Origin of the sequence: Streptomyces sp. NPDC048257 (assembly GCF_043201855.1) — a bacterium.
In the GTDB taxonomy this organism is placed as follows: Bacteria; Actinomycetota; Actinomycetes; order Streptomycetales; family Streptomycetaceae; genus Streptomyces.
In genome coordinates, this window is record NZ_JBICZI010000004.1 from 172,272 (window position 1) to 196,468 (window position 24,197).

General features: G+C 72.2%; 22 protein-coding genes. 13 read left to right on the forward strand and 9 right to left on the reverse strand.

The annotated features are described in order from the left end of the window. The first annotated feature begins 54 nt into the window (after positions 1-54). From mce to ACGFZK_RS11395, 7 genes are all read left to right on the forward strand, one after another. A complete protein-coding gene (mce, locus tag ACGFZK_RS11365) occupies positions 55-483 on the forward strand; it encodes a methylmalonyl-CoA epimerase (protein ID WP_008738238.1) in 429 nt (142 codons plus the stop codon). Positions 484-676: 193 nt separating this feature from the next. Beyond that, positions 677-5,167, forward strand: coding sequence for a polarized growth protein Scy (gene scy, locus ACGFZK_RS11370; protein WP_393848633.1), 4,491 nt, complete (start codon positions 677-679; stop codon positions 5,165-5,167). Between the two features lie 196 nt (positions 5,168-5,363). Beyond that, the gene (locus ACGFZK_RS11375; RefSeq protein WP_393848634.1) at positions 5,364-6,302 is read left to right on the forward strand and encodes a cellulose-binding protein; all 939 of its coding nucleotides are present in this window, start codon (positions 5,364-5,366) and stop codon (positions 6,300-6,302) included. 102 nt (positions 6,303-6,404) lie between these two features. Next, the gene (locus ACGFZK_RS11380) at positions 6,405-7,400 is read left to right on the forward strand and encodes an ABC transporter ATP-binding protein (protein WP_393848635.1); all 996 of its coding nucleotides are present in this window, start codon (positions 6,405-6,407) and stop codon (positions 7,398-7,400) included. A 2-nt stretch (positions 7,401-7,402) separates the two neighbouring features. Beyond that, positions 7,403-8,173: an ABC transporter permease gene (locus tag ACGFZK_RS11385; protein WP_393848934.1), complete on the forward strand. Its 771-nt coding sequence runs from the start codon at positions 7,403-7,405 to the stop codon at positions 8,171-8,173. Positions 8,174-8,319: 146 nt separating this feature from the next. Continuing rightward, positions 8,320-9,450, forward strand: coding sequence for an ABC transporter ATP-binding protein (locus tag ACGFZK_RS11390; protein ID WP_393848636.1), 1,131 nt, complete (start codon positions 8,320-8,322; stop codon positions 9,448-9,450). Continuing rightward, positions 9,447-10,283, forward strand: a complete 837-nt coding sequence (locus ACGFZK_RS11395) for an ABC transporter permease (RefSeq protein ID WP_393848637.1) — start codon at positions 9,447-9,449, stop codon at positions 10,281-10,283. The genes ACGFZK_RS11390 and ACGFZK_RS11395 overlap by 4 nt, the downstream gene beginning before the upstream one ends. Before the next feature lie 30 nt (positions 10,284-10,313). Here ACGFZK_RS11395 and ACGFZK_RS11400 read toward each other — a convergent pair whose 3' ends face one another. Then, complete coding sequence (locus tag ACGFZK_RS11400) at positions 10,314-10,640, reverse strand: ATP/GTP-binding protein (protein WP_393848638.1); 327 nt, start codon at positions 10,638-10,640, stop codon at positions 10,314-10,316. Between the two features lie 229 nt (positions 10,641-10,869). Here ACGFZK_RS11400 and ACGFZK_RS11405 point away from each other — a divergent pair, with 229 nt between their 5' ends. Beyond that, positions 10,870-11,901: an LLM class flavin-dependent oxidoreductase gene (locus tag ACGFZK_RS11405; RefSeq protein ID WP_393848639.1), complete on the forward strand. Its 1,032-nt coding sequence runs from the start codon at positions 10,870-10,872 to the stop codon at positions 11,899-11,901. Between the two features lie 84 nt (positions 11,902-11,985). Here the strand turns inward: ACGFZK_RS11405 and ACGFZK_RS11410 are convergent, their stop codons facing one another. After that, positions 11,986-12,378, reverse strand: a complete 393-nt coding sequence (locus ACGFZK_RS11410) for an SCO5389 family protein (protein ID WP_031150500.1) — start codon at positions 12,376-12,378, stop codon at positions 11,986-11,988. A 220-nt stretch (positions 12,379-12,598) separates the two neighbouring features. Here ACGFZK_RS11410 and nucS point away from each other — a divergent pair, with 220 nt between their 5' ends. Then, on the forward strand, positions 12,599-13,270 hold the full coding sequence (gene nucS / locus ACGFZK_RS11415; RefSeq protein WP_393848640.1) for an endonuclease NucS: 672 nt from the start codon (positions 12,599-12,601) through the stop codon (positions 13,268-13,270). A gap of 55 nt (positions 13,271-13,325) precedes the next feature. Here the strand turns inward: nucS and ACGFZK_RS11420 are convergent, their stop codons facing one another. From ACGFZK_RS11420 to ACGFZK_RS11435, 4 genes are all read right to left on the reverse strand, one after another. Then, positions 13,326-15,821 carry an ATP-binding protein gene (locus ACGFZK_RS11420; protein ID WP_393848641.1) on the reverse strand — a complete coding sequence of 832 codons (2,496 nt, stop codon included), beginning with the start codon at positions 15,819-15,821 and terminating at the stop codon, positions 13,326-13,328. Positions 15,822-16,013: 192 nt separating this feature from the next. Further along, complete coding sequence (locus tag ACGFZK_RS11425; RefSeq protein ID WP_030386930.1) at positions 16,014-16,337, reverse strand: STAS domain-containing protein; 324 nt, start codon at positions 16,335-16,337, stop codon at positions 16,014-16,016. 177 nt (positions 16,338-16,514) lie between these two features. After that, entirely contained in the window at positions 16,515-17,363 is an 849-nt protein-coding gene (locus tag ACGFZK_RS11430; RefSeq protein ID WP_393848642.1) for a 3-hydroxyacyl-CoA dehydrogenase family protein, read from the reverse strand. A 156-nt stretch (positions 17,364-17,519) separates the two neighbouring features. Continuing rightward, a complete protein-coding gene (locus ACGFZK_RS11435; protein WP_393848643.1) occupies positions 17,520-17,747 on the reverse strand; it encodes a hypothetical protein in 228 nt (75 codons plus the stop codon). Positions 17,748-17,784: 37 nt separating this feature from the next. Between ACGFZK_RS11435 and ACGFZK_RS11440 the strand changes: the two genes are divergently transcribed. After that, positions 17,785-18,357: a cob(I)yrinic acid a,c-diamide adenosyltransferase gene (locus tag ACGFZK_RS11440; protein WP_393848644.1), complete on the forward strand. Its 573-nt coding sequence runs from the start codon at positions 17,785-17,787 to the stop codon at positions 18,355-18,357. Positions 18,358-18,433: 76 nt separating this feature from the next. Here ACGFZK_RS11440 and ACGFZK_RS11445 read toward each other — a convergent pair whose 3' ends face one another. Continuing rightward, positions 18,434-19,000 carry a hypothetical protein gene (locus ACGFZK_RS11445; RefSeq protein ID WP_393848645.1) on the reverse strand — a complete coding sequence of 189 codons (567 nt, stop codon included), beginning with the start codon at positions 18,998-19,000 and terminating at the stop codon, positions 18,434-18,436. A gap of 82 nt (positions 19,001-19,082) precedes the next feature. On the opposite strand from ACGFZK_RS11445, the gene ACGFZK_RS11450 reads away from it, so the two are divergent. The 3 genes from ACGFZK_RS11450 (at position 19,083) to ACGFZK_RS11460 (ending at position 23,021) form a co-directional block, all read left to right on the forward strand. After that, a complete protein-coding gene (locus ACGFZK_RS11450) occupies positions 19,083-20,348 on the forward strand; it encodes a sensor histidine kinase (protein ID WP_393848646.1) in 1,266 nt (421 codons plus the stop codon). Further along, on the forward strand, positions 20,345-20,998 hold the full coding sequence (locus ACGFZK_RS11455) for a response regulator (RefSeq protein ID WP_393848647.1): 654 nt from the start codon (positions 20,345-20,347) through the stop codon (positions 20,996-20,998). The genes ACGFZK_RS11450 and ACGFZK_RS11455 overlap by 4 nt, the downstream gene beginning before the upstream one ends. Before the next feature lie 124 nt (positions 20,999-21,122). Next, the gene (locus ACGFZK_RS11460; RefSeq protein ID WP_393848648.1) at positions 21,123-23,021 is read left to right on the forward strand and encodes a glycosyl hydrolase family 18 protein; all 1,899 of its coding nucleotides are present in this window, start codon (positions 21,123-21,125) and stop codon (positions 23,019-23,021) included. Between the two features lie 66 nt (positions 23,022-23,087). Here ACGFZK_RS11460 and ACGFZK_RS11465 read toward each other — a convergent pair whose 3' ends face one another. Beyond that, complete coding sequence (locus ACGFZK_RS11465; protein WP_393848649.1) at positions 23,088-23,534, reverse strand: DUF2550 domain-containing protein; 447 nt, start codon at positions 23,532-23,534, stop codon at positions 23,088-23,090. A 163-nt stretch (positions 23,535-23,697) separates the two neighbouring features. Further along, positions 23,698-24,069 carry a F0F1 ATP synthase subunit epsilon gene (locus tag ACGFZK_RS11470; RefSeq protein ID WP_150259378.1) on the reverse strand — a complete coding sequence of 124 codons (372 nt, stop codon included), beginning with the start codon at positions 24,067-24,069 and terminating at the stop codon, positions 23,698-23,700. Positions 24,070-24,197 lie beyond the last annotated feature (128 nt).

Here is a 24,197-nt window from a genome sequence, read left to right on the forward strand (position 1 = left end):
GGTGTGATCGCGCGCACGTTGCGTGACCACCCCCTTCAGGAGTGCACTGTCACCATGCTGACAAGAATCGACCACATCGGGATCGCCTGCTTCGACCTGGACAAAACCGTCGAGTTCTACCGTGCCACGTACGGCTTCGAGGTGTTCCACTCCGAGGTCAACGAGGAGCAGGGTGTCCGCGAGGCCATGTTGAAGATCAACGAGACCTCCGACGGCGGCGCCTCCTACCTCCAGCTCCTGGAGCCCACCCGAGAGGACTCCGCCGTGGGCAAATGGCTGGCCAAGAACGGCGAGGGCGTCCACCACATCGCCTTCGGCACCGAGGACGTCCAGGGGGACTCCGAGGCCATCCGCGGCAAGGGCGTCCGCGTCCTCTACGACCAGCCCCGCACCGGCTCGATGGGGTCCTCGATCACCTTCCTGCACCCCAAGGACTGCCACGGCGTCCTCACCGAACTGGTCACCTCGAACCCCGAGCACTGATGGACCACTGATGGCCCGATTCCCCGGCCGGTAGAGTGGCCATGGCTCGGCCGGGGTTCGGTGCGGAGACGGGGTCGGGGCCTGTGACCCCTGCCCCGGTATCTGACACCATTCCCCCGGGGGCGTCGTTCAGCGGGCGAGCGATGCTCATTTGGGAGTGAGCTTGCGACCAGGGGACGGATGGGACCGCGCTGTGCGGGGCTACGAAAGCCAGGAGAGCCATCAGGCCGAGGCCGACCATCTCTCGCGCTTCGAGGCCGAGATGGAGCGGCTGAAGAAGGAGCGCGGGAAGGCCGTCCAGCACGCTGAGGACCTGGGATACCAGGTCGAGGTGCTGCGCGCCAAGCTCCACGAGGTACGGCGCGCTCTGGCGTCCCGTCCCGCCTACGACGGCGCGGACATGGGCTACCAGGCGGAGCAGCTGCTCCGTAATGCCCAGATCCAGGCCGACCAGATGCGCTCCGACGCCGAGCGCGAGCTGCGCGACGCCCGGGCCCAGACCCAGCGCATCCTGCAGGAGCACGCCGAGCACCAGGCGCGCCTGCAGGCCGAGCTGCACGCCGAGGCGGTCAACCGCCGCCAGCGCCTGGACCAGGAGCTGGGCGAGCGGCGCCAGACCGTCGAGGCCCACGTCAACGAGAACGTGGCCTGGGCCGAGCAGTTGCGCGCCCGCACGGAGTCCCAGGCGCGCCGGCTCATGGAGGAGTCGCGCGCCGAGGCCGAGCAGTCCCTGAACGCCGCCCGCGCCGAGGCCGCCCGCGTCGCCGAGGAGACCCGGCGACGGATGGCCGCGGACGCGGAGGCCGCCCGCGGGGAGGCCGAGGCCACCCTGCTGCGCGCCCGCAAGGAGGCCGAGCGGCTGCTGACCGCCGCTTCCTCGCAGGCCCAGGAGGCCAGTGAGCACGCGGAGAGGCTGCGCACCACCACCTCCGCCGAGGCCGAGCACACCCGGCAGCAGACCCTGGATCTCGGCCGGCTGGCCGAATCCCGTGTGCAGGAGGCCGATTCCGCGCTGCGCGAGGCCCGTGCCGAGGCCGAGCGGATCCTCGCGGAGGCCAAGGAGAGCTCCACCCGTCAGCTGGCGTCGGCGGAATCCGTCAACGAGCAGCGCACCCGTACGGCCAAGGAACAGGTCGCCCGGCTGGTCGGCGAGGCCACCAAGGAGGCCGAGGCCCTCAAGGCGGAGGCCGAGCAGGCCCTGGCCGACGCCCGCGCGGAAGCCGAGCGGCTGCGCGCCGAGGCCGGTGACAGCGCCCGTACGGCCGCGGCCGAGGACATGGCGGCCCAGTTGGCGAAGGCGGCCCGCACGGCCGAGGACGTACTGAACAAGGCCTCGGAGGACGCCCGGGCCACCACCCGGGCCGCGTCCGAGGAGGCCGAGCGGATCCGCCGCGAGGCCGAGACCGAGGCCGACCGGCTGCGCCTGCAGGCGGCGACCACGGCCGACGAGCTCAAGGGCGCCGCGAAGGACGACACCGAGGAGTACCGGGCCCGCACGGTCGAACTCCAGGAAGAGGCCCGGCGGCTGCGCGGCGAGGCCGAGCAGCTGCGCGCCGAGGCCGTCGCCGAGGGCGAGCGGATCCGCGGCGAGGCCCGCCGCGAGGCCGTCCAGCAGATCGAGGAGGCGGCCCGGACCGCCGAGGAGCTGCTCGGCAAGGCCAAGGCGGACGCGGACGAGCTGCGCGGCGGGGCGACCGCCGAGAGCGAGCGGGTGCGCGCCGAGGCCGTGGAGCGGGCCGGCACGCTGCGCAAGCAGGCCGAGGAGACCCTGGAGCGGACCCGCTCCGAGGCGGAACGGCTGCGCGCCGAGGCCGAGGAACAGGCCGAGAACGTACGGGCCGAGGCGGACGCGGCCGCCCTCGCCCGGCGCGAGGAGACCGAGCAGGCGCTGGCCGCCAAGCGTGTGGAGGCCGACGAGGAGCTCGTCCGGCTGCACACGGAGGCCGAGGGCCGCCTGACGACGGCCGAGCAGACGCTGCGCGACGCCCGCGCCGCGGCGGAGAACATCCGCCGGGAGACCACCGAGGAGAACGACCGGCTGCGCGCCGAGTCGGCCGAGCGGATCCGCACCCTGCAGACGCAGTCGGAGGCCGAGGCCGACCAGCTGCGCACCGACGCGGCCCAGGACGCAGGCCGGGTGCGTGCGGAGGCCGAGCAGTCCGCCGTGCGGCTGCGCGGCGAGGCCGAGGCCGAGGCGGAGCGGGTGCGCTCCGAGGCCCAGGAGACCGCGGACCGGCTGCGCGCGGAGGCGAAGGCCGCCGCCGAGCGGGTCGCCGGGGAGGCCGCGGAGGCGCTGGCCGCCGCGCAGGAGGAGGCTGCCCGGCGCCGCCGGGAGGCCGAGGAGACCCTGGCGTCGGCGCGGACCGACGCGGACAGCGAGCGGGCCCAGGCCCGCGAGCAGAGCGAGGAGCTGCTGGCGCAGGCCCGCAAGCGCTCCGAGGAGGCGCAGGCCGAGGCGGTCTGGCTGACCGAGGAGGCCGAGCGGCGCGCGTCGGAGGTGGTCTCCGCCGCGGAGGCCACCGCGCAGCAGGTACGGGACTCCGTGGCCGGGCTGCACGAGCAGGCCGAGGAGGAGGTCGCCGGACTGCGCAGCGCCGCCGAGCACGCGGCGGAGCGTACGCGGACGGAGGCCGAGGAAGAGGCCGGCCGGGTCCGTTCGGACGCCTACGCGGAACGGGAGCGGGCCACCGAGGACGCGAACCGGATCCGCAGCGAGGCGCGGGCCGAGACGGACGCGGCGAAGGCACTGGCGGAGCGCACGGTCGGCGAGGCGATCGCCGAGGCGGAGCAGCTGCGCACCGACACCGCCGAGTACGCGCAGCGGGTGCGTACGGAGGCCACGGACGCGCTGGCCGCCTCCGAGCGGGACGCGGCCCGGACCCGGGCCGACGCCCGCGACGACGCCAACCGCATCCGCGGCGAGGCGGCGGAGTCCCTGGAGGCCTCCCGCACCGAGGGCGCCCGGATCACGGCCGAGGCGACGGTGGAGGCCGAGCGGATCACCGCCGAGGCGGCGCAGGCCGCCGAGGCCACCCGCACCGAGGCCGCGGCCACCCTGGACGAGGCACGGTCCGAGGGCAACCGGCTGCGTACCGAGGCCGCGGAGCAGATCGACCGGCTCATCGCGGAGGCCTCGGCGGAGGCGGACCGGCTCACCGAGGAGACCCGCGCCGCGAACGCGGCCACCGTGGGCGAGGCGACGGCGGAGGCCGAGCGGCTCACCGCCGCGGCGGCCCGGCTCAAGTCGCAGGCGGCCGAGACCCTGGCGAGCGCCGAGCGCGACGCCGCACGGATCATGGTCGACTCGCGTGCCGAGGGCGACCGCCTGATCGACGAGACCCGCGTGGCCAACGAGGCCACCGTCGGCGAGGCCGCGGCCGAGGCCGACCGGCTGCGCGCCGAAGCGGCCCGGGTCCTGGACGACGCCCGCGCGGAGGGCGGCCGGATCATCGGCGAGGCCACCGCGGAGGCGGACCGGGTCACGGTCGCGGCGAACGAGACCCTGGCCGGTGCCGAGCGCGATGCCGAGCAGACGCTGGACGAGGCGCGCGCCGAGGCGAACCGGCTGCGCACCGAGGCGGCCGAGCAGGCGGACCGGCTCGTCACGGAGGCCGTGTCCGAGACGGAGAAGCTCACCGAGCAGACCCGCAAGGACAACGAGCGGACGGTCGGCGAGGCGGCGGGCGAAGCCGAGCGGCTGCGCGCGGACGCGTCGGAGGCGCTGTCCTCGGCGCAGGAGCACGCGGCCCGTACCCGGTCGGAGGCCGAGCGGGTCAAGGCGCAGGCGGCGGCCGAGGCGGAGCGCATCCGCAGCGAGGCCCGCGCCGAGTCGGAGCGGCTGCTGGACGAGGCCCGCGAGGCGGCCAACAAGCGCCGCAGCGAAGCCGCGGAGCAGGTCGACCGGCTCATCACGGAGGCCTCGGCGGAAGCCGAGAAGCTCACGACCGAGGCGCAGAAGCAGGCCCTCGCCGCCACCACGGCGGCCGAGGAGCAGGCCGACGCGATGGTCGACGCGGCCCGCAAGGAGGCCGGACGGATCACCTCCGAGGCGACCGTCGAGGGCAACTCCATGGTGGAGAAGGCCCGCACGGACGCGAACGAGCTGCTGGTCGGCGCCCGCACGGACGCCGCTGCCATAAGGGAACGGGCGGAGGAGCTGCGCGGCCGCGTCGAGGGCGAGGTCGAGGAGCTGCACGAGCGGGCCCGCCGGGAGTCGGCCGAGCAGATGAAGTCGGCCGGCGAGCGCGTGGACAAGCTGGTGCGCGCGGCGACGGAGCAGAGCGTCGAGGCCGAGGCGAAGGCCAAGGAGCTGGTGTCGGACGCGAGCAGCGAGGCGAGCAAGGTGCGCATCGCCGCGGTGCGCAAGGCGGAGGCGCTGCTCAAGGAGGCCGAGCAGAAGAAGGCGGAGCTGGCCCGGGAGGCCGAGAGCGCGCTCGCGCGGGCGAAGGCGGAGGCCGAGCAGCTCGTCGAGGAGGGCCGCCGTGAGCTGGAGGTCCTCGTGCGCCGTCGTGAGGACATTCAGGCGGAGATCTCCCGTGTCCAGGACGTTCTTGAGGCGTTGGAATCATTCGAGGCGCCTTCGGTCGGCGGAAAGCCGGCGGTCGGCGGCCAGGGCGCGGGGGGCGTGAAGGCCGGCGCGACTGCGGGATCCACTCGTTCGGGTGGCAAGACGTCGGAGGGGTAGCCAAATGGGTCAGGGTTGTGTGCACCTGATGAAGGTTCAGGCGAACGAGTGACAAGCGTTCTGTCGCCTTGCCACTCAAAAGGGGTGTCATTGTCCAGATCAAACGCGGATTGACTCGATGACACGCCGTCTGGGCGCCTAGGATTCCCCTAACACCTCACGTAGCACCTCATCGGTCTCATTCGACAGGAACCCCATGAGCGACACTTCCTCCCCCTTCGGCTTCGAGCTCGTGCGGCGTGGTTACGACCGCGGTCAGGTGGACGACCGCATTACCAAGCTGGTCTCCGACCGCGACAGCGCCCTTGGACGTATCAACTCTCTGGAAAAGCGGATCGAGGAGTTGCACCTCGAGACGCAGAACGCCCAGGCCCAGGTGAACGACGCCGAGCCGTCGTACGCCGGCCTCGGCGCCCGGGTCGAGAAGATCCTGCGGCTGGCCGAGGAAGAGGCGAAGGACCTGCGCGAGGAGGCCCGTCGCGCGGCCGAGCAGCACCGTGAGCTCGCCGAGTCGGCCGCCCAGCAGGTGCGCAACGACGCCGAGTCGTTCGCCGCGGACCGCAAGACGAAGGCGGAGGACGAGGGCGTCCGCATCGTCGAGAAGGCCAAGGGCGACGCCTCGACCCTGCGTGCCGAGGCCCAGAAGGACGCGGCCTCCAAGCGCGAGGAGGCCGACGCCCTGTTCGAGGAGACCCGCGCCAAGGCCGCCCAGGCCGCCGCGGACTTCGAGACCAACCTGGCCAAGCGCCGTGAGCAGTCCGAGCGCGACCTGGCCTCCCGCCAGGCCAAGGCCGAGAAGCGTCTCGCGGAGATCGAGCACCGCGCCGAGCAGCTGCGCCTGGAGGCCGAGAAGCTGCGTACGGACGCCGAGCGCCGGGCCCGCCAGACCGTGGAGACCGCGCAGCGCCAGGCCGAGGACATCGTGGCCGACGCCAACGCCAAGGCGGACCGTATCCGCAGCGAGTCCGAGCGCGAGCTGGCGGCGCTCACCAACCGCCGCGACTCGATCAACGCGCAGCTGACCAACGTCCGCGAGATGCTGGCGACGCTCACCGGTGCGGCCGTCGCGGCGGCCACCCCGATCGTGGACGACGAGCCCGTCACCCGCGGCGTCCCGGCGCAGCAGAGCCGCTGATCACCGGCGGGTAGCGCGCAGCGTCTGCGGTGCGCCCGATCGAGGGCCCTATGTCACCCGTTCGAGGTGGCGTAGGGCCCTCGGGCGTTCTAGCGTGTCCGCATGATCGAGCTTGAGGGCCTTACGAAACGATTCGGTACGACGACCGCCGTGGACCACCTCAGCTTCCAGATCCGGCCGGGGGTGGTGACCGGCTTCCTGGGCCCGAACGGCGCGGGCAAGTCCACGACCATGCGCATGATGCTCGACCTCGACAATCCGACCAGCGGCACGGTCCGGGTGTACGGGAAGCACTACCGCGACCTGTCGGAGCCGCTGAAGCACGTCGGGGCGCTGCTGGACGCGAAGGCCATGCACGGTGGCCGAAGTGCGTACAACAACCTTCTCTGCCTGGCCCAGTCGAACCGCATCCCGCGGCAGCGGGTCGACGAGGTGCTGGATCTGGTCGGCCTGACGGCCGTGGCGAAGAAGAAGTCCAAAGGATTTTCGCTCGGAATGAGCCAACGGCTGGGAATCGCCTCTGCATTGCTGGGTGACCCGGAAATCCTGATGTTCGACGAGCCGGTCAATGGTCTGGATCCCGAGGGAATTCTCTGGATCCGCAATCTTATGAAGGGCCTCGCGTCGGAGGGGAGGACGATCTTCGTCTCCTCTCATCTGATGAGCGAAATGGCGCTGACCGCAGACCATTTGGTCGTCATCGGACAGGGAAAGCTGCTGGCAGACCTGCCGATGGCCGATTTCATCCAGCAGAACTCGCGCAGCTACGTCCGGCTGCGCTCACCGCAGCAGGAGCGGCTGAAGGACGTCCTGCACGAGGCCGGGATCAACGCCGTCAGCGTTCCCGCCACCGGCACCCTGGAGATCGACGGCGCGAGTGCGGAGCAGCTCGGCGAGCTGGCCGCCCAGCACCGGATCGTGCTGCACGAACTCAGCCCGCAACGAGCCTCACTGGAGGAAGCGTTCATGCGCATGACGGCGGATTCCGTCGAATACCACGCCCACGCACCGGGCATGGCTGCCGACAACCCGGCCCGGCCGGCCGACGTCCCCGCCTGGGGCACCGGCTACGAGGCGACGCGCAAGGGCGGTAAGTGAGCATGGCCTTCACCGCCGTCCTGCAGTCCGAGTGGACCAAGATCCGTACGGTCGCCTCCACCAGCTGGACCCTCGCCCTCGTCTTCCTCGTCACCGTCGGGTTCGCCGCGCTGTTCAGCGCCACGTTCGACCCGGACAACCTGGACGCGGCCCAGCGGGCCACCTTCGACCCCACCGCGACGAGCCTCAGTTCTATGCAGCTCGGACAGCTGGCCATGATCGTCTTCGGTGTGCTGGTCGTGAGCACCGAGTACAGCACGGGCATGATCCGCACCTCGCTGGCCGCCGTACCCCGCCGGGAGCACTTCCTGCTCGGCAAGATGGCGGTCGCGACGGCGCTGGCCCTGGCCGTGGGGCTGCTGACCAGCTTCACGTCGTTCTTCCTCACCCAGGCGCTCCTCGGTGACCTCGGCATCGGGATCGGCGAGGAGAACGTGCTGCGCGCCGTGACCGGCGCCGGGCTGTACCTGGCGCTGCTGGCCCTCTTCTGCATGGGCGTGGCGGCCATGCTGCGCAGTTCGGTCGCCGCCATCAGCGTCCTGGTCCCGTTCTTCCTGATCGTCTCGAACCTCCTCGTGGGTTTCGAGGCGACGCGTACGGTCGGCCAGTACCTGCCGAGCAATGCCGGGGGGCGCATCATGCAGGTCGTGCCCAACGCGTTCGACAGCCCCGAAACGCCGTACGGCCCGTGGGGCGGCTTCGGGATCATGGTCCTCTGGACGCTGGCCGCGGTACTCGGGGGCTACGCCGTCCTCCGCAAGAGGGACGCCTGACCTCCTGCGCACGTACTACGGGGGATCCCCGGGTCTGTCTCAGGGGCAGCTCAGGGATCCGGCCGGGGACGGAACCGTAGGAACCTGGCTATCCTCTTAACCCTTACACGGGCGAAAGTCGTCCCGGCCTGGTAAGGGGCAGCAAGATGATCGAGGCAGTCGGCCTGACCAAGCGCTATGGCGCGAAGACCGCCGTCGACCAGCTGTCCTTCCAGGTCAAGCCGGGTCACGTCACCGGCTTCCTGGGGCCCAACGGCTCCGGGAAGTCCACGACCATGCGCATGATCGTCGGCCTGGACCGGCCCACATCCGGCCATGTCACGATCAACGGCCGGCCCTTCCGGGAGCTGCCGAACGCCCAGCGGCACGTCGGGGCCCTCCTCGACGCCAAGGCCGTCCACGGCGGCCGCCGGGCCCGCACCCACCTGCTCTCCATCGCCCAGCTCTCCGGGATTCCGGAGAAGCGGGTGGACGAGGTACTGGCCGTGGTCGGCCTCCAGGACGCCGCCCGGCAGCGTACGAAGGGCTTCTCGCTCGGCATGGGCCAGCGGCTCGGCATCGCCACCGCCCTGCTCGGCGACCCGCAGGTGCTGCTGTTCGACGAACCGGTCAACGGGCTCGACCCCGAGGGCATCCTCTGGGTCCGCAACCTCATGCGCCGGCTGGCCGCCGAGGGCCGCACCGTCTTCGTCTCCTCGCACCTGATGAGCGAGATGGCACTGACCGCCGATCACCTCATCGTGATCGGGCGGGGGCGGCTGCTGGCCGACATGGGCACCCAGGAGTTCATCGCGCACAACTCGGCCGGATTCGCTCGGGTGCGCGCGGCCGACACTGATCCTGATGGCCGGGAGACGCTGGGTACGGCCCTCGCCAAGGCGGGCGGGCGGGTCCTGCAGGAGCCCGGCGGAGCACTGCGTGTGACCGGCCTGGAGCTGCCGCAGATCTCGGACCTCGCGCACGGGGCCGGCGTAAGGCTGTGGGAGCTGTCACCGCACCGGGCCTCGCTCGAGGAGGCGTACATGCGGATGACCCAGTCCGCGGTCGAGTACACCTCCACCGAGGACCCGCGGGCCGAGCTGTGGGAGCCCGAGCCGCTCTCCCTCCCGGCCTGGGAGGAGGACGAGGCGGCGGCCCCCGAGGTCCCGCAGACCGGTTTCTACGCGCCCCCGCCGCCGGGAGCGGGCGGGCAGCCCTTCCTGATGCCCGGCAAGCCCGGCGAGCTCGCCGGCGCCACCAGGAACACCGCCCCGCACACCCCCGAGGACACCCGATGACCCCGACGACCACGACGGCGCAGCAGCCCGGGAGCTACGACTCCCCCCTCGCCACCCCGCGGCCGCACCTGGGACACGCCCTGGCCTCGGAGTGGACCAAGCTGGTCTCGCTCCGCTCCACCCTGTGGACGCTGGGCTCGCTCGTCCTGATCGTGGTCGGCGTCGGCCTGACCGTCGTCGTGCAGACCGCGGACGCGGACTACGTGCAGATCAACTTCACCACGCCCGCGCTCATCGGCCTGCTGGTCGGCCAGATCGCGGTGATCGTCCTCGGCGTACTGACCATCAGCTCGGAACACGGCACCGGGCTGGTGCGGACCACGTTCACGGCCGCCCCGGACCGGTACCGGGTGCTCACCGCGAAATACCTCGTCTTCAGCATGGCGGCCTTCGCCACCACCGCGTTGTCGGTCTTCGTGGTCGGGGTCACCGCGGCGGTCGTGCGCGGCGGCACCGCGTCCGGCCCGCACGCGGCGGGCGAATGGTTCGGGGCGCTGCTCGGCTGCGGCTACGTCACCCTGCTCGGCGTGCTCGCGCTCGCGATCGGTGCGCTGGTGCGGCACTCGGCCGGGGCGATCGCCGTGATGCTGGGCGTGGTCACGCTGCCGCCGGTGATCGGGGCCATGCTCAGCATGTGGGAGGCCGTCGCGCCCGTCAGCCGGCTGATCCTGCGGCACAACGTGCCGGTGGCGATGATGCAGCTGTTCGGCATGCCGGAGGGCGGCGACATGGGCCCGACGCCGAGCAACTTCTCGCACGTGATGCTGATCGTGCTGGTCACCGGCGCCGCGGTGGCCGGCTCGTACCTGGTCGTCGGCCGCCGGGACGTCTAGGGAGGGTCCGGCCCGATCCGCGGGACACCTCTAATGGCGCGGCGCGTTGCGGGACCGCTGCACCTTCGAGGTGCGGCGGTCCTTCGCGTTCCAGCAGGCCTTGTGCCAGTGCCGGCGGTCGTCCACGCCGCCGTACTCGGGCCAGGCCACCAGGTGCGGGGTGCCGGAGGGGATCTCCTGGTCGCAGCCGGGGCAGCGGTAGCGCTTGCCCGCCGCGCTCGCGCCGGCGACGTGCCGGACCTTCCAGTCCTCGCCCTGGTACTCCTCCGTGCGCTCCAGCCCGTAGCGGTCGAGGCCGGTGCTGGGGCGTTCGTCCGGGGTCTCGCCGCCCCTGCGACGGTTGTTGCGCGGTGACACGTATACCTCACGGATGGGCGGACGGCAGTGACTTTCTCCCAGACTACGCGCAGCGAGGCCGGGTACCCGCAGGGTGGCTGATGACGGCGGACGCGCGAAGAGGAATGGCCCGACAATCCCAATAACTTTCCTGTCAGCCCGTGCCTTTGGCACGTGTCAGACGTTGTTGCCATAGGAAGAACCGGTCCACCTGGGGGAGGCCGCGTCAGCCGCGAGGAGGCTAAAGGCGATGCGCGTAGGAGCGTTTGTACTGGCGGCCCAGTTCCCGGGCCAGGGACAGGGAGAGGCACTGCACCGGGCGGTGCGGACCGCCGAGGTGGCCGAGGAGGCCGGGCTCGACTCGGTCTGGCTCGCCGAGCACCACTTCGTCCCGTACGGGGTCTGCCCGTCGGCGGTGACCCTGGCGGCCCTGATGCTGGGCCGGACCCGGCGGCTGCGGGTGGGCACGGCCGTGAGCGTGCTGCCGAGCGTGCACCCGGTGGCCCTCGGGGAGCAGGCGGCCCTGCTGCACGTGACCTCGGGCGGCCGGTTCACCCTCGGGGTCGGGCGCGGGGGGCCGTGGGTCGACCTGGAGGTGTTCGGGGGCGGCCTGGACAGTTACGAGAACGGCTTCCCCGAGGCCCTGGACCTGCTGCGGCGCTGGCTGACGCAGGCGCGGGTGGGGGCCGCCGGCGAGCGGTACGGATTCCGCGAGGTGGCCGTCGTACCGCGGCCGTCGGAGGCCCTGGACGGGGACGGGACCGGGCCCGAGGTCATCGTGGCCTGCACCTCGCCGGCGTCGGTGCGGATGGCCGCGCAGCGGGGCCTGCCGATGCTGCTCGGCATGCACTGCGGGGACGAGAGCAAGGCCGAGATGGTCGCGCTGTGGCGCAGCACGGCACTGGCGGCGGGCCACTCGCGCGCGCACGTGGCCGGCGCGGGGCACGTCTCCGCCGGGGTGTGCCAGATCGCGGACCGGACGGCGGACGCGCGCGAGACCCTGCTGAAGGCGATGCCGGGCTGGCTCAAGCAGGGCCTCGACGCGCATGTGACCGTGGACGGCCGGGTGCGCGCGATGCGGGATCCGGTCGCCTACACGGAACTGCTGTGCGACCTGCACCCGGTGGGCACCCCGGAGGTGGCGGCGGACCGGCTGGCGGCCACGTCGGCACGGACGGGCATCACGCGCTTCGCCCTCCTGACGGAGGGCTCCGGCGATCTCGCCGCGACGGAGGAGAACGTACGCCGGCTCGGCGCCGAAGTCCTTCCCCGCCTCGGCTGAGACCCGCCGGTCCTACCTGGGCCGTTTCCTTCGGATCAGGCCGGTGTGGCCGGACGTGCTCCGAAGGAGACGGCCCGACAGCGCCTAGCAGTCCCGCAGCTCCGGCGACTGGTTGAGCAGCTGACCGCGGATCGAAGTGAACTTGGCCAGCCGGTCGTCCACCGAGGAATCCAGCGGGAACACCGCCAGCCGGTGACAGTTCTGGAATGCCAGGCGCACTCCGAAGTGCCGCTGCAGCGCACCGCGTATCGCGTCACTCGCGAGGGCGCGCAGTAGCTGCCCCCGCGCCTGCTCGTCCGGCGGCGGCGTCTGGTTGTCGGCGAACTGTCCGCCGTCCACCTTCAGCTGTGCCACCAGCGAGCTGATCATCTCCCAGGCGTAGGGCAGGGAGGTCCGGACGCAGTCGACGAAAGCGGCTTCGTCGACCTCGCCTCGCTCGGCCTGTTCGAGTAGGGCCGGTGAGACGTCGAGCGACATGGGTTCTCCTCTCGCGACCCCGGCTGTTTGGGTTGCCGGAGTCTTACGGGCAGGGAAGGAGGTCGCGACGCAGAGTGCACGCTCGACAACCTCCCGCTCACCACGGTAGGCGTCCCATGGGTGACGCACCAGGAGAATGCGCATACAACGCGCCATCGGCGAACGGGGCTTTCAGGGGCGAATCGCGTGAAGGCCTTCTCGTCGAGTAGCGTTGCCGACCATGCGTCTCGTCATTGCCCGCTGCTCCGTCGACTACGCGGGCCGGCTCACCGCCCATCTGCCCTCCGCACCCCGTCTGATCCTCGTGAAGGCCGACGGCAGTGTCTCGATCCACGCGGACGACCGAGCGTACAAACCGCTCAACTGGATGTCGCCTCCGTGCACCCTCAAGGAGGGGAGCGGTGACGAGGCCAACGTGTGGACGGTCATCAACAAGGCGGGCGAGAAGCTCATCATCACCATGGAGGAAGTCCTGCACGACTCCTCCCACGAGCTCGGCACCGACCCGGGGCTCATCAAGGACGGCGTTGAGGCACACCTCCAGGAACTCCTCGCGGACCGCATCGAAACGCTGGGCGAGGGCTACACGCTGATCCGGCGCGAGTACATGACGGCGATCGGCCCGGTGGACATCCTGTGCCGGGACTCCTCCGGCGCGACGGTGGCCGTGGAGATCAAGCGCCGCGGCGAGATCGACGGTGTCGAGCAGCTGACCCGCTACCTCGAACTCCTCAACCGCGACCCGCACCTGGCCCCCGTCCGGGGCATCTTCGCGGCCCAGGAGATCAAGCCGCAGGCGAAGGTCCTGGCGACGGACCGCGGGATGGACTGCGTGGTCCTGGACTACAACGCGATGCGCGGCATCGAGGACGACAAGCTCCGCCTGTTCTGATCCTCCGGCACGTTCGAGGCAACGGCTCCGTCCCGAGGGACGGAGCCGTTGGCGTTCACGTGCCCGTGGCCGGGGAGGTGGCGGTGGCCGTACCCGGCTGGGTGGTCGCCGTCGGCGAGGGCACGACGGTCTCCGTCGGGGTGGGCGAGGGCCCCGCGGTGGTCGGCGCGGGCGAGACGGACGAGGGCTGCGGGGAGCCCGGCGGCGTCGGGGACGGACGGCGGGACGGCGTCCGGGCGGGGGTGCGGCCCGGGGTCGGGGCGACGCTCTGGCCGGGCTCCGCGGGCTGCGACGCCGGGGCCGATACGGGCGGCTCCGGTGCAGGATCGTTCCCGCTGTTGCCGGTGATCGTCGTGGGGGACGTGACCGTCGGGGTCGAGGACACGGCCGGTCCCTGGGCGGGCGGCGAGGTGTCCGAGGAACTCAGCGCCAGGCTCACGACCGTGCCCAGTGCCACCACCGTCAGCGCTCCCGCACCGGCCAGCAGCACCAGCCGGCGACGGCCGGGGGCCGGGGACGGTGCGGCGGCGGGCCGGGGGGCTGCGGGTGGCGCGGGCTTGGGGTTCAGCGGGAAGGCGTCCTCGAAGACCTCCGACAGCGTGGTGGGCGGCTCCGAGCGGGCGGTCACCGGCACGACCGGGGTCATCCGGGACACCGCCTCGGCGGACACCGGGACCACCGGGGGGACCGGGGGGACCGGGGCCATGCGGGCCGTCGGGGCCTCTGAGCCCGCCCGGGCCACCGGGGCGGGCGGGGTCGCCCTGGGAGACGGGGCCGCCGGGTGGGCCGGGGTCGCCTTGGGAGCCGAAGCGGCCGGGGTGGGCACCGTCACGGCCTCCGGAGGTGCCGCCGGGGCGGCCGGTGCCTCCAGCCGCAGCGGCGGCGACGCGGCCGCCCCCGCCGTCTCCCGGTCCACGACGAGCGCCAGCGTCCGCCGGCCCGCGACCGTGCCCCGCTTGTCCGCCAGCGCGCCCCGCAGCCCGATCGAGGTCTCCAGCTCGGCCCGTGCCCGGTCCAGCCGCTCCTCGCACAGGGCCAGCACACCGAGTTCGTGGTGGAAGTACGCCTGCTCGGCGACCTCCCCGGCCTTGCGTGCGGCCTCCGCGCCGGAGCGCAGCACCCGCTCCCAGGCCTCCCAGTGCAGCGAGGCGGCGAAGGCCGGGGCCGCGGTGCGGGCCAGCAGCACCGCCGCGACCACGTCCGCACCGGCCAGCGCCGCGAGCACCGCGTCCGCCTCCGCCGCGACCCGCTCCGGGACCACCGAGGCGTGCCCGGTCCACCAGGCGTAGTGCCGGGCGGCCGTGCGGGCCTCCTCCGACGCGGTGTCCCCGTAGCCGACCTCCTCCAGCTGCCGGGCGACGCCCGCGGCCAGCCGGTACCGGGTCCCGACGGGCGTCACGAGCCCGCACGCGAGCAGCTCCGCCACGGCCGTGTCGGCGTGGGTGTCCCCCACCAGCGCGGGCAGGTGCGCGTGGTGCGGCAGCTCCCCGCCGAGCGCGCACGCGATCCGCAGGGCCGCGCGGGCCGACTCGCTGACCCGCGAGGCCAGCAGCTCGGCCGGGGCCGCGCCCTCGGCGAGCGTCGGCAGCGGTACGTGCACGGCGTCGCGCGGGCGCCCCTCGAAGACGCCGGGCTCCTCCTCCTCGTCGCCCTCGTCGCTGTGGTTGAGCTCGTCGCGCCGGCGCAGCAGCGCGGCGGCCTGGACGAAGCGCAGCGGCAGCCCCTCGGAGGCGAAGCGCAGGTCTCCCGCCCAGGCGGTCTCCTCGTCCGTCAGCGGCCGTCCGACGCCCGCCTCCAGCAGTTCCAGGCAGTCGGCCTTGCCCAGACCGCCGAGGAAGACCTCCTCGATGTGCGAGTCGTCGGAGGGGGCCCGGGTGTCGGGGGTCGCGGCCAGCAGGTAGGCGCATTCGGGGGTGGCGCGCAGCAGCTCGTCGAGGGCGGTCCCGCCCATCTCCAGGTCGTCCAGGAGGACGACGGCGCCTATCTCCCGGACGCGGGCGAGGAGCTCGGCCCGCGCGGGCCGCTGCCGCTCGGCCTCGTACACGGTCGCGTAGAGCGCGTGGAGCAGTTCACCGGGCTGCTGGTGCCCGTGTCCGGAGAGCCGTACGACGCCGTCGGGCGCGAGGCCGGCGCATTGGGCGGCGACGCCGTCGAGCAGGGCGCTGCGACCGGATCCCGAGGGCCCGGTCAGCCGTACGGACCGGCCGCGGCCCAGCAGGCGGACGAGCCGCTCGCGCTCCTCCTCGCGCCCCAGCAGGGGCCGGGCGGGGACGGCGGGGCCGGGCAGTACGGGCGGCCGGGCGGCGGCGGCGCGGGCCGTGCGGGCGGCCGCGTCGCGCCTGGCGGGGCGGCCCGGCTCCGTACCGGGACGCAGCGGTTCGATCTCGCTGCCGTCGACCGGGTTGACGGTGAGGGCGAAGTCGCCCGTGGTCAGGCTCACGACCCGCGCGGGCCCGGCGGCCGGGGCCGCCGTGGGCGCGGCGGGTGCCGCGGGCACGGAGCCGCCCGTGGGCTGCTCGTGCTGCTCGCCGTGCCCCTGTGTACGGTCCATGACCCAGTCCCCCGATCGCGGGCCGCGCGCCTCGCCGTCGTACCGCCCGGCCATAGCGCACCCGCTGTCGCTCCTGGTCCGGTTTCCGCCCGAACCCTAGACCGTGGCCGGTCGTGCGGGAAACCGCAGGGGTGCGATCACCACCGGACCGTTACGTTTCTGCAGGAGATGCAGAGGCCGGCGGCCGGCCGGTCAGACGCGGGGCAGGGACTCGGCTTCCAGCCCGCCCTCGATCGCGAGGATCCGGTGCAGCCGGGTCGCCACCAGGAGCCGCTGCATCTGCGGCGGTACCCCGCGGAGCACCAGACGCCGGCCGGTCCGGCCGGCGCGGCGGTGCGCTCCCATGATCACGCCGAGGCCGGTCGCGTCCCAGGAGTCGAGTCCGGTGAGGTCGAGCACGAGGTCGCCCTGGCCGTCGTCGAGGGCGGTGTGGAGGGCCGTACGGGCGTCCGCCGCGCTGCGCACGTCGAGGCGGCCCCCGACGGCCAGTTCGGCGTGGTCGCCCCTGATGTGCATGTGTACTCCCGCAGTACTGCGTACGTATGGTCCGACTGGTCCGTGGTCGGCAACTCTCACTGCAACTGACTGCCGCACGGGCAGGGAAGTTGCCGACCGTGAGCGAACCGATACCTAATTCACCCTGGGGGGTGAAGGCATTCGAACGGTGGTGCTCCGTGGCAGGGCCGGACGGCCTCAGTGCTTGTAGAAGCCCTGGCCGCTCTTGCGACCGATGTCCCCGGCGTCCACCATCCGGCGCATGAGCTCCGGCGGGGCGAACTTCTCGTCCTGGGACTCGGTGTAGATGTTGCTGGTGGCGTGCAGCAGGATGTCGACGCCCGTGAGGTCGGCGGTGGCCAGCGGGCCCATCGCGTGCCCGAAGCCGAGCTTGCAGGCGATGTCGATGTCCTCGGCGGAGGCCACGCCCGACTCGTAGAGCTTGGCGGCCTCGACGACCAGCGCGGAGATCAGACGGGTCGTCACGAAGCCGGCGACGTCGCGGTTGACGACGATGCAGGTCTTGCCGACGGACTCGGCGAACGCCCGGGTGGTGGCGAGGGTTTCGTCGCTCGTCTTGTAGCCGCGTACGAGCTCGCACAGCTGCATCATCGGGACGGGCGAGAAGAAGTGCGCGCCGACGACCCGCTCCGGACGCTCCGTCACGGCCGCGATCTTCGTGATCGGGATGGCGGAGGTGTTGGAGGCGAGGATCGTGTCCTCGCGGACGATCTTGTCCAGGGCGCGGAAGATCTCGTGCTTGATCTCGATCTTCTCGAAGGCCGCCTCCACCACGATGTCGACGTCGGAGACCGCGTCGAGGTCCGTGGTGGTGGTGATGCGCGCGAGCGCCGCCTCGGCGTCCTCGGCCGTCAGCTTGCCCTTGGAGACGAACCTGTCGTAGGAGGCCTTGATTCCGTCCGTGCCACGGGTCAGCGCGGCATCGGTGACATCGCGGAGTACGACGTCCCAACCCGCCTGAGCGGAGACCTGCGCGATGCCGGAACCCATGAGTCCGGCACCGATGACGGCGAGCTTCCCAGCCACTACACACCCCTCGTTTCCCTACGGCACAGTCACGTAGCCACTCCGGCGGAGACTAGCGCCCGGGCGGTGCGGTGTGACCGTGAAGTAACACGCGTCACGTCTCAGATGACGGACATCACACCGGTACGGCCCAGCAGCCCTGCCCGGCCGTCCAGTTCACGCGCCGCCGGGGTCGCCGTACCGTGCGGCCGGCGCACGCAACCGCCCCGGCACCTTGCGCGCGGTGCCCGGGCGGCCGGGTTCGGTGGTCACCGCGCCGCGGCCGGCGAGGTGGTGCGCATCCGCCCGGGCACCCGCGTCCGCCTCCGGCCGCGCGCGGATCTCCCGCTGCGGGAGGCGAAGCTCCGCGAGGATCCGGCCCACCGCGGCGAGCGGCGACCGCACCCGGATTTCCCCCGGCGGGCCCGTCTACCCTGGCCGCATGGTGAACCTCACGCGCATCTACACCCGTACCGGCGACAAGGGCACGACGGCCCTGGGCGACATGAGCCGCACGGCCAAGACCGACCTGCGGATCTCCGCGTACGCCGACGCCAACGAGGCCAACGCGGCCATCGGGACCGCGATCGCGCTCGGCGGGCTGTCGGCGGAGGTCGTGAAGGTCCTGGTCCGCGTGCAGAACGACCTGTTCGACGTCGGCGCGGACCTGTGCACCCCGGTGGCCGAGAACCCGGAGTACCCGCCGCTGCGGGTCGAGCAGTTCTACGTGGACAAGCTGGAGGCGGACTGCGACCACTTCCTGGAGCAGGTGGAGAAGCTGCGCAGTTTCATCCTCCCCGGCGGCACCCCCGGGGCGGCCCTGCTGCACCAGGCCTGCACCGTGGTCCGGCGCGCCGAGCGCTCGACGTGGGCGGCGCTGGAGGTGCACGGCGAGGTGATGAACCCGCTGACCGCCACCTACCTGAACCGGCTCTCCGACCTCCTGTTCATCCTGGCGAGGGTGGCCAACAAGGAGGTCGGGGACGTGCTGTGGGTGCCCGGCGGCGAGCGCTAGGGGGGGACTTGTCGATCAGGGCGGATCAGGGCGCGTGCCGGGTGACGCGAGCCCGGCCTGACCGGCAAGACACCCCCTAGGGCCGGGCGAGCGGCCGGTCCTCGGCGGCGTCCGCCGGGGCCTTCTTCGGCCAGACCGTGTACGCCGCGGCGACCAGGGCGTGGATGCCGACCACGCGCAGGGCGCCGAACTGCCATGCCTCGAACGAGCTGACGTCGCCCGCGTCGCCGACGTACCAGATCGCCGCCTGCAGCAGGGCCAGGGCGACGACCGCGGCGATCACGGTACGGACCCACAGCTTCCACTCGTGCCGGGCCCTCGCCATCCCGTACCCGGCGCCCGCCGGCTTCGGCCCCCCGGCCAGCCGGTACGAGGCGTGCCCGTCGAGCCACTTGATCGTGTAGTGGCCGTAGGCGACGGTGTAGCCGATGTAGAGCGCGGCCAGTCCGTGCTTCCAGTCCGGCTCGCCGCCGTTCTTGAGGTCGAGCGTGGTGACGACCAGCAGCACCAGCTCCATCAGGGGCTCGCACAGCAGGACCGCCGCCCCCAGCCTGGGCATCTTCGCGAGGTACCGCAGGGCCAGACCGGCCGCCAGCAGTACCCAGAAGCCGACCTCGCAGGCGATGATCAGCGCGACGATCACGGGACTCTCCGTCCGCTCGGTTTCTCCGTTCCCTCCCAGACTCCCGTCCGGCCGGGCCCGATGCGTCGTCTCCGTTGACCATGTGGGGCTGCATCGTTCGATGTACCCGCACCTCGGCCTCTCCGCCGAGGTGCGGGACCCGCACACCCTGTTGGATGGGACCGTGACCTCGAAGAACCTGCGCCCCCACCGAGACGACATCCTCCTCGCGGTGATCGGCACGGCCGCGGGCGTGGGGTTCTGGTCGCTCGGGGTCTACAGCAGCCCGAACCGCGACCTCCTGCCGGCCTGGGCCGCCCTGGTCCCCCTCGTGGCCCTCGGCTCCATGGAGCTGCTGCGCCGCACCATGCCGCAGCTGACCTTGGTCGTCGGCACCGTCGGGGTGGTCGCCGACCAGTTCACGGTCGGCAGCCTCGCCACCGTCGTGATCTTCACCGATCTGATGTACGCCGCCGTCGTGTACGGAAAACCGGCCATGGCCCGGCGGCTCCCGGTCACCACCGGCCTGATCACCGTCGTGGTCACCATCGCCTCGGTGGCCTGGCTGCGCAATCCGCAGGCCCTGCTGATCGGTGCGCTCACCGGCATCGTGAGCTTCGCCCCGGCCCTGACCGGCGCCACCCTGCGCAACCACCGCGAGATCGCCGTGGCCGCCCGGCTGCGGGCCGAGCAGACCGCGCTGCTGGCCGAGATGGACCGCAGCCAGGCCGTGGCCGCCGAGCGCGCCCGGATGGCCCGGGAGCTCCACGACATGGTGGCCAACCACCTGTCCGCCATCGCCATCCACTCCACCGCCGCGCTCTCCATCGACACGGCCGCGACCAGCCGCGACGCGCTCGGGGTGATCCGCGAGAACAGCGTGCAGGGACTGGCCGAAATGCGCCGCCTGATCGGGCTGCTGCGGGATGCCGGGGGCGACCAGGAGGCGGTCGCCGTACCCTCGCTGGACGGCCTGGACGCCCTGATCGGGCAGGCCCGGACCAATGGCTCGGCGAGCGGGCTGACCTTCGTACTGCACGACGACCGGCCGTCCGGCGAGCCCGCGGCGGCCCCGGTGGAGCTGGCGGCGTACCGGATCGTCCAGGAGTCGCTGACCAACGCGCTCAAGCACGCCGCCCCGGGCACGGTCGCGGTCCGCGTGGCGTACACCGACGGACTGCTGACGGTGTCGGTGGACTCCCCGTACGGGGACCGGCCGGGCCCCCGCGCCCCCGGCTCCGGGGCCGGGCTGATCGGCATGCGGGAGCGGACGGAACTACTGGGCGGGGAGTTCACGGCGGGCCGGTCCGGCGCGGTGTGGCAGGTGCGGGCGACACTGCCCGCGAAGGAGAAGGCGGTGGAGGCATGACCATTCGGGTGGTGGTGGCGGAGGACCAGAGCGCGGTCCGGGCGGGGCTGGTGCTCATCCTGCGCAGCGCGGGTGACGTCGAGGTGGTGGGCGAGGCGGGCGACGGAGAGGAGGCGGTGCGCCTGGCCAGGGAGCTGCGGCCGGATCTCGTGCTCATGGACGTGCAGATGCCCAGGCTCGACGGGGTGTCCGCGACCCGTCAGGTGGTCTCGGAGGGCCTGGCCGATGTCCTGGTGCTGACCACCTTCGACCTCGACGAGTACGTGTTCGGGGCCCTGCGGGCGGGGGCCGCGGGCTTCCTGCTGAAGAACGCGGACGCGGCGGAACTGATCGAGGCGGTACGGACCGTCGGGCGCGGAGAGGGCCTGATCGCCCCGGCGGTGACCCGGCGGCTGATCGCGGAGTTCGCCGCTCCCCGTCCGGCGCGGGCCACGCCGGCGCCGGAGCGGGCGGCGGCGGTCGCCTCCCTCACCCGGCGGGAGCGGGAGGTGCTGAGCGCGCTGGGCGAGGGCCTGTCGAACGCGGAGATCGCCGTACGCCTGGAGATGGCGGAGGCGACGGCCAAGACGCACGTCAGCAGGCTGCTCGGCAAGCTGGAGCTGCGCAGCAGAGTCCAAGCGGCGGTGCTGGCGCAGGAGTTGGGGATATAGGCGCCTCGGAGCGCACCGGTCTGGACCTCTTGACGGTTGGTCCAGACCTTTCTACGCTCGCCGCAACACTGTGGTGAGCGTGCCATGACAAAGCGTGCTCACGGGCGGCGCAGGTCCCACCCCCATGTCGCAGTCGGCCCCACGACTGCGACGGACCTACGGAGGATCACCCTTGAGCACAGCATCCCCACCCCGCACCGGGCGCACCCGGTTCTTCAGCCGAGTCGCGGCGATCGTGGCCGCGCTCGCCCTGCCCGTCACGGGGCTCGTCGCCCTGGCCGGCCCGGCCCAGGCAGCCGCCTCCGCGACGGCGACGTACACCAAGGTCTCCGACTGGGGCTCCGGCTTCGAGGGCAAGTGGGTGGTGAAGAACACCGGCACCACCACCCTCAGCAGCTGGACCGTGGAGTGGGACTACCCGGCGGGCACCTCGGTCACCTCGGCCTGGGACGCCACCGTCACCGGCTCGGGCACGCACTGGACCGCCAAGAACCTCGGCTGGAACGGGACCCTCGCCCCCGGGGCGACCGCCAGCTTCGGCTTCAACGGCGCGGGCGGCGGCGCCCCCGGCGGCTGCAAGGTCAACGGCGTCTCCTGCGACGGCACCCAGCCCGGCGACACTCCCCCCACGGCTCCCGGCACCCCCGCCGCGAGCAATGTCGCCGACACCTCGCTCACCCTGACCTGGACCCCGGCCACGGACGACAAGGGCGTCAAGAACTACGACGTCTACCGGGGCTCCGCCAAGATCGCCACCGTCACCGGGACCGGCTACGCGGACACGGGCCTGACCAAGGGCACGACGTACACCTACAGCGTCACCGCCCGCGACACCGCCGACCAGACCGGCCCCTCCTCCGGCTCCGCCACGGTGACCACGACCGGCGGGGTCAATCCCCCGGACCCGGGCGGCAAGGTCAAGCTCGGCTACTTCACCAACTGGGGCGTCTACGGCCGCAACTACCACGTGAAGAACCTGGTCACCTCCGGCACCGCGGGCAAGATCACCCACATCAACTACGCCTTCGGCAACGTCCAGAACGGCCAGTGCGCCATCGGTGACGCCTACGCCGACTACGACAAGGCCTACACCGCCGACCAGAGCGTCGACGGCGTCGCCGACACCTGGGACCAGCCGCTGCGGGGCAACTTCAACCAGCTGCGGAAGCTGAAGAAGGCGTACCCGAACATCAAGATCCTGTGGTCCTTCGGCGGCTGGACCTGGTCCGGCGGATTCCCGCAGGCCGCGGCCAACCCGACCGCCTTCGCCCAGTCCTGCTACAACCTGGTCGAGGACCCGCGCTGGGCCGACGTCTTCGACGGCATCGACCTGGACTGGGAGTACCCGAACGCCTGCGGCCTGTCCTGCGACACCAGCGGAGCGGCCGCCTTCAAGAACCTGATGCAGGCGACGCGCGCCAAGTTCGGCGCGAACAACCTGGTCACCGCGGCCATCACGGCCGACGCCTCCAGCGGCGGCAAGATCGACGCGGCCGACTACGGCGGCGCCGCGCAGTACATCGACTTCTACAACGTCATGACGTACGACTTCTTCGGCGCCTGGGCGGCCCAGGGCCCGACGGCCCCGCACTCCCCGCTCACCTCGTACGCCGGCATCCCGCAGGCCGGCTTCAACTCGGCCGAGGCCATCGCCAAGCTCAAGGCCAAGGGCGTCCCCGGCGCCAAGCTCAACCTCGGCATCGGCTTCTACGGCCGCGGCTGGACCGGAGTGACCCAGGCAGCCCCCGGCGGCACCGCCACGGGACCCGCCCCGGGCACGTACGAACAGGGCATCGAGGACTACAAGGTGCTCAAGACCAGCTGCCCGGCCACCGGCACCGTCGCCGGCACGGCCTACGCCAAGTGCGGCAGCAACTGGTGGAGCTACGACACCCCCGCCACGATCGCCGGGAAGATGACCTGGGCCAAGCAGCAGGGCCTCAAGGGAGCCTTCTTCTGGGAGTTCAGCGGCGACACCTCGAACGGTGAGCTCGCGAACGCCATCCACACCGGGCTGCAGTAAGGACCGAAGCCGGGGAGACGGGTCCGCCCCCGTCTCCCCGGCTTCTCACGTCCTCGACCCAGGGGGCTAGGCCACGTTCACTCGCTGGCCGGGGGGCGCCGCTTCCAGCCAGGCCAGGAAACCGGTCAGCGCGTCCTCGCTCATCGCCAGCTCCAGGCGCGTCCCCCGGTGGACGCAGCCGAGCACGACGGCGTCGGAGAGCAGGGCCAGCTCCTCCTCGCCCTCCGGGGCACGGCGGGCGACCACTTCGATGGAGGACCGCTCCAGCAGCCGTCGCGGGCGCGGGGAGTACGAGAACACCCGGAACCACTCGATCCGGTCACCGCTGTAGCGCGCGACCCCGTACACCCAGCCCTTGCCGGAGACGTCGGGCTCCTCGGAGACACCCCAGCGCATGCTGCAGTCGAAGGTGCCGCCGGACCGCTGGATGAGTCTGCGGCGCAGCCCGAAGACAAACAGCCCGATCACCACCAGGGTTACGACCAGGCCGCTCACAAGCAGAGCGAGGAGCATCTTCACCGACCTCCTCGCTCATCGAATACGCATGAGAAAAAACGGACCTGCATCGCCTCAGCCGCGACCCGGTCTGGAAAATTCCAGCACGGACCGCGGCTGAGGTCTGCTGAGTCCCGGCGGTCGCCCCCCAGGACTCAAACGATCAAACTCCGACGGGCGTTCAGCCCGTTACGGCGCGCAGCCGGACATCAGCGCGACGCTCGGCGGCCGCATCGGCCTCCGCCTTCGCGCGCTCCAGTGCCCGCTCCGCACGCTGGACGTCAATCTCGTCCGCGAGCTCGGCGATCTCGGCCAGCAGGGACAGCTTGTTGTCCGCGAACGAGATGAAACCGCCGTGCACCGCGGCGACGACAGTGTTGCCCTCGCTGGTACGGATGGTCACCGGGCCCGATTCCAGCACACCGAGAAGCGGCTGGTGACCGGGCATGACGCCGATGTCGCCGGACGTGGTGCGGGCGACAACAAGGGTGGCCTCGCCGGACCAGACATTGCGGTCCGCCGCGACCAGCTCGACGTGCAGCTCAGCAGCCAAGGTGGCTCCTCGGGTCACCACCCGGCGGGTCGGCCGGGTGTTGGGTCAAATTCTAATGGGCGTGGGGAGAGGGACGGGACATACCCGCCCCTCTCCGTCTGCAGACACTGTCAGCATTCACTGGCGGC

Bases quoted from the DNA above. Each gene is read 5' to 3' on its own strand.
- ACGFZK_RS11385 (WP_393848934.1), top strand. From the start codon at position 7,403: ATGGCCTTCACCGCCGTCCTGCAGTCCGAGTGGACCAAGATCCGTACG.
- ACGFZK_RS11405 (WP_393848639.1), top strand. From the start codon at position 10,870: ATGCGCGTAGGAGCGTTTGTACTGGCGGCCCAGTTCCCGGGCCAGGGA.
- ACGFZK_RS11425 (WP_030386930.1), bottom strand. From the start codon at position 16,337: ATGCACATCAGGGGCGACCACGCCGAACTGGCCGTCGGGGGCCGCCTC.
- ACGFZK_RS11440 (WP_393848644.1), top strand. From the start codon at position 17,785: ATGGTGAACCTCACGCGCATCTACACCCGTACCGGCGACAAGGGCACG.
- ACGFZK_RS11390 (WP_393848636.1), top strand. From the start codon at position 8,320: ATGATCGAGGCAGTCGGCCTGACCAAGCGCTATGGCGCGAAGACCGCC.
- ACGFZK_RS11375 (WP_393848634.1), top strand. From the start codon at position 5,364: ATGAGCGACACTTCCTCCCCCTTCGGCTTCGAGCTCGTGCGGCGTGGT.
- ACGFZK_RS11460 (WP_393848648.1), top strand. From the start codon at position 21,123: ATGTCGCAGTCGGCCCCACGACTGCGACGGACCTACGGAGGATCACCC.
- mce (WP_008738238.1), top strand. From the start codon at position 55: ATGCTGACAAGAATCGACCACATCGGGATCGCCTGCTTCGACCTGGAC.
- ACGFZK_RS11455 (WP_393848647.1), top strand. From the start codon at position 20,345: ATGACCATTCGGGTGGTGGTGGCGGAGGACCAGAGCGCGGTCCGGGCG.
- ACGFZK_RS11420 (WP_393848641.1), bottom strand. From the start codon at position 15,821: ATGGACCGTACACAGGGGCACGGCGAGCAGCACGAGCAGCCCACGGGC.
- ACGFZK_RS11380 (WP_393848635.1), top strand. From the start codon at position 6,405: ATGATCGAGCTTGAGGGCCTTACGAAACGATTCGGTACGACGACCGCC.
- ACGFZK_RS11465 (WP_393848649.1), bottom strand. From the start codon at position 23,534: ATGCTCCTCGCTCTGCTTGTGAGCGGCCTGGTCGTAACCCTGGTGGTG.
- ACGFZK_RS11395 (WP_393848637.1), top strand. From the start codon at position 9,447: ATGACCCCGACGACCACGACGGCGCAGCAGCCCGGGAGCTACGACTCC.
- nucS (WP_393848640.1), top strand. From the start codon at position 12,599: ATGCGTCTCGTCATTGCCCGCTGCTCCGTCGACTACGCGGGCCGGCTC.
- ACGFZK_RS11410 (WP_031150500.1), bottom strand. From the start codon at position 12,378: ATGTCGCTCGACGTCTCACCGGCCCTACTCGAACAGGCCGAGCGAGGC.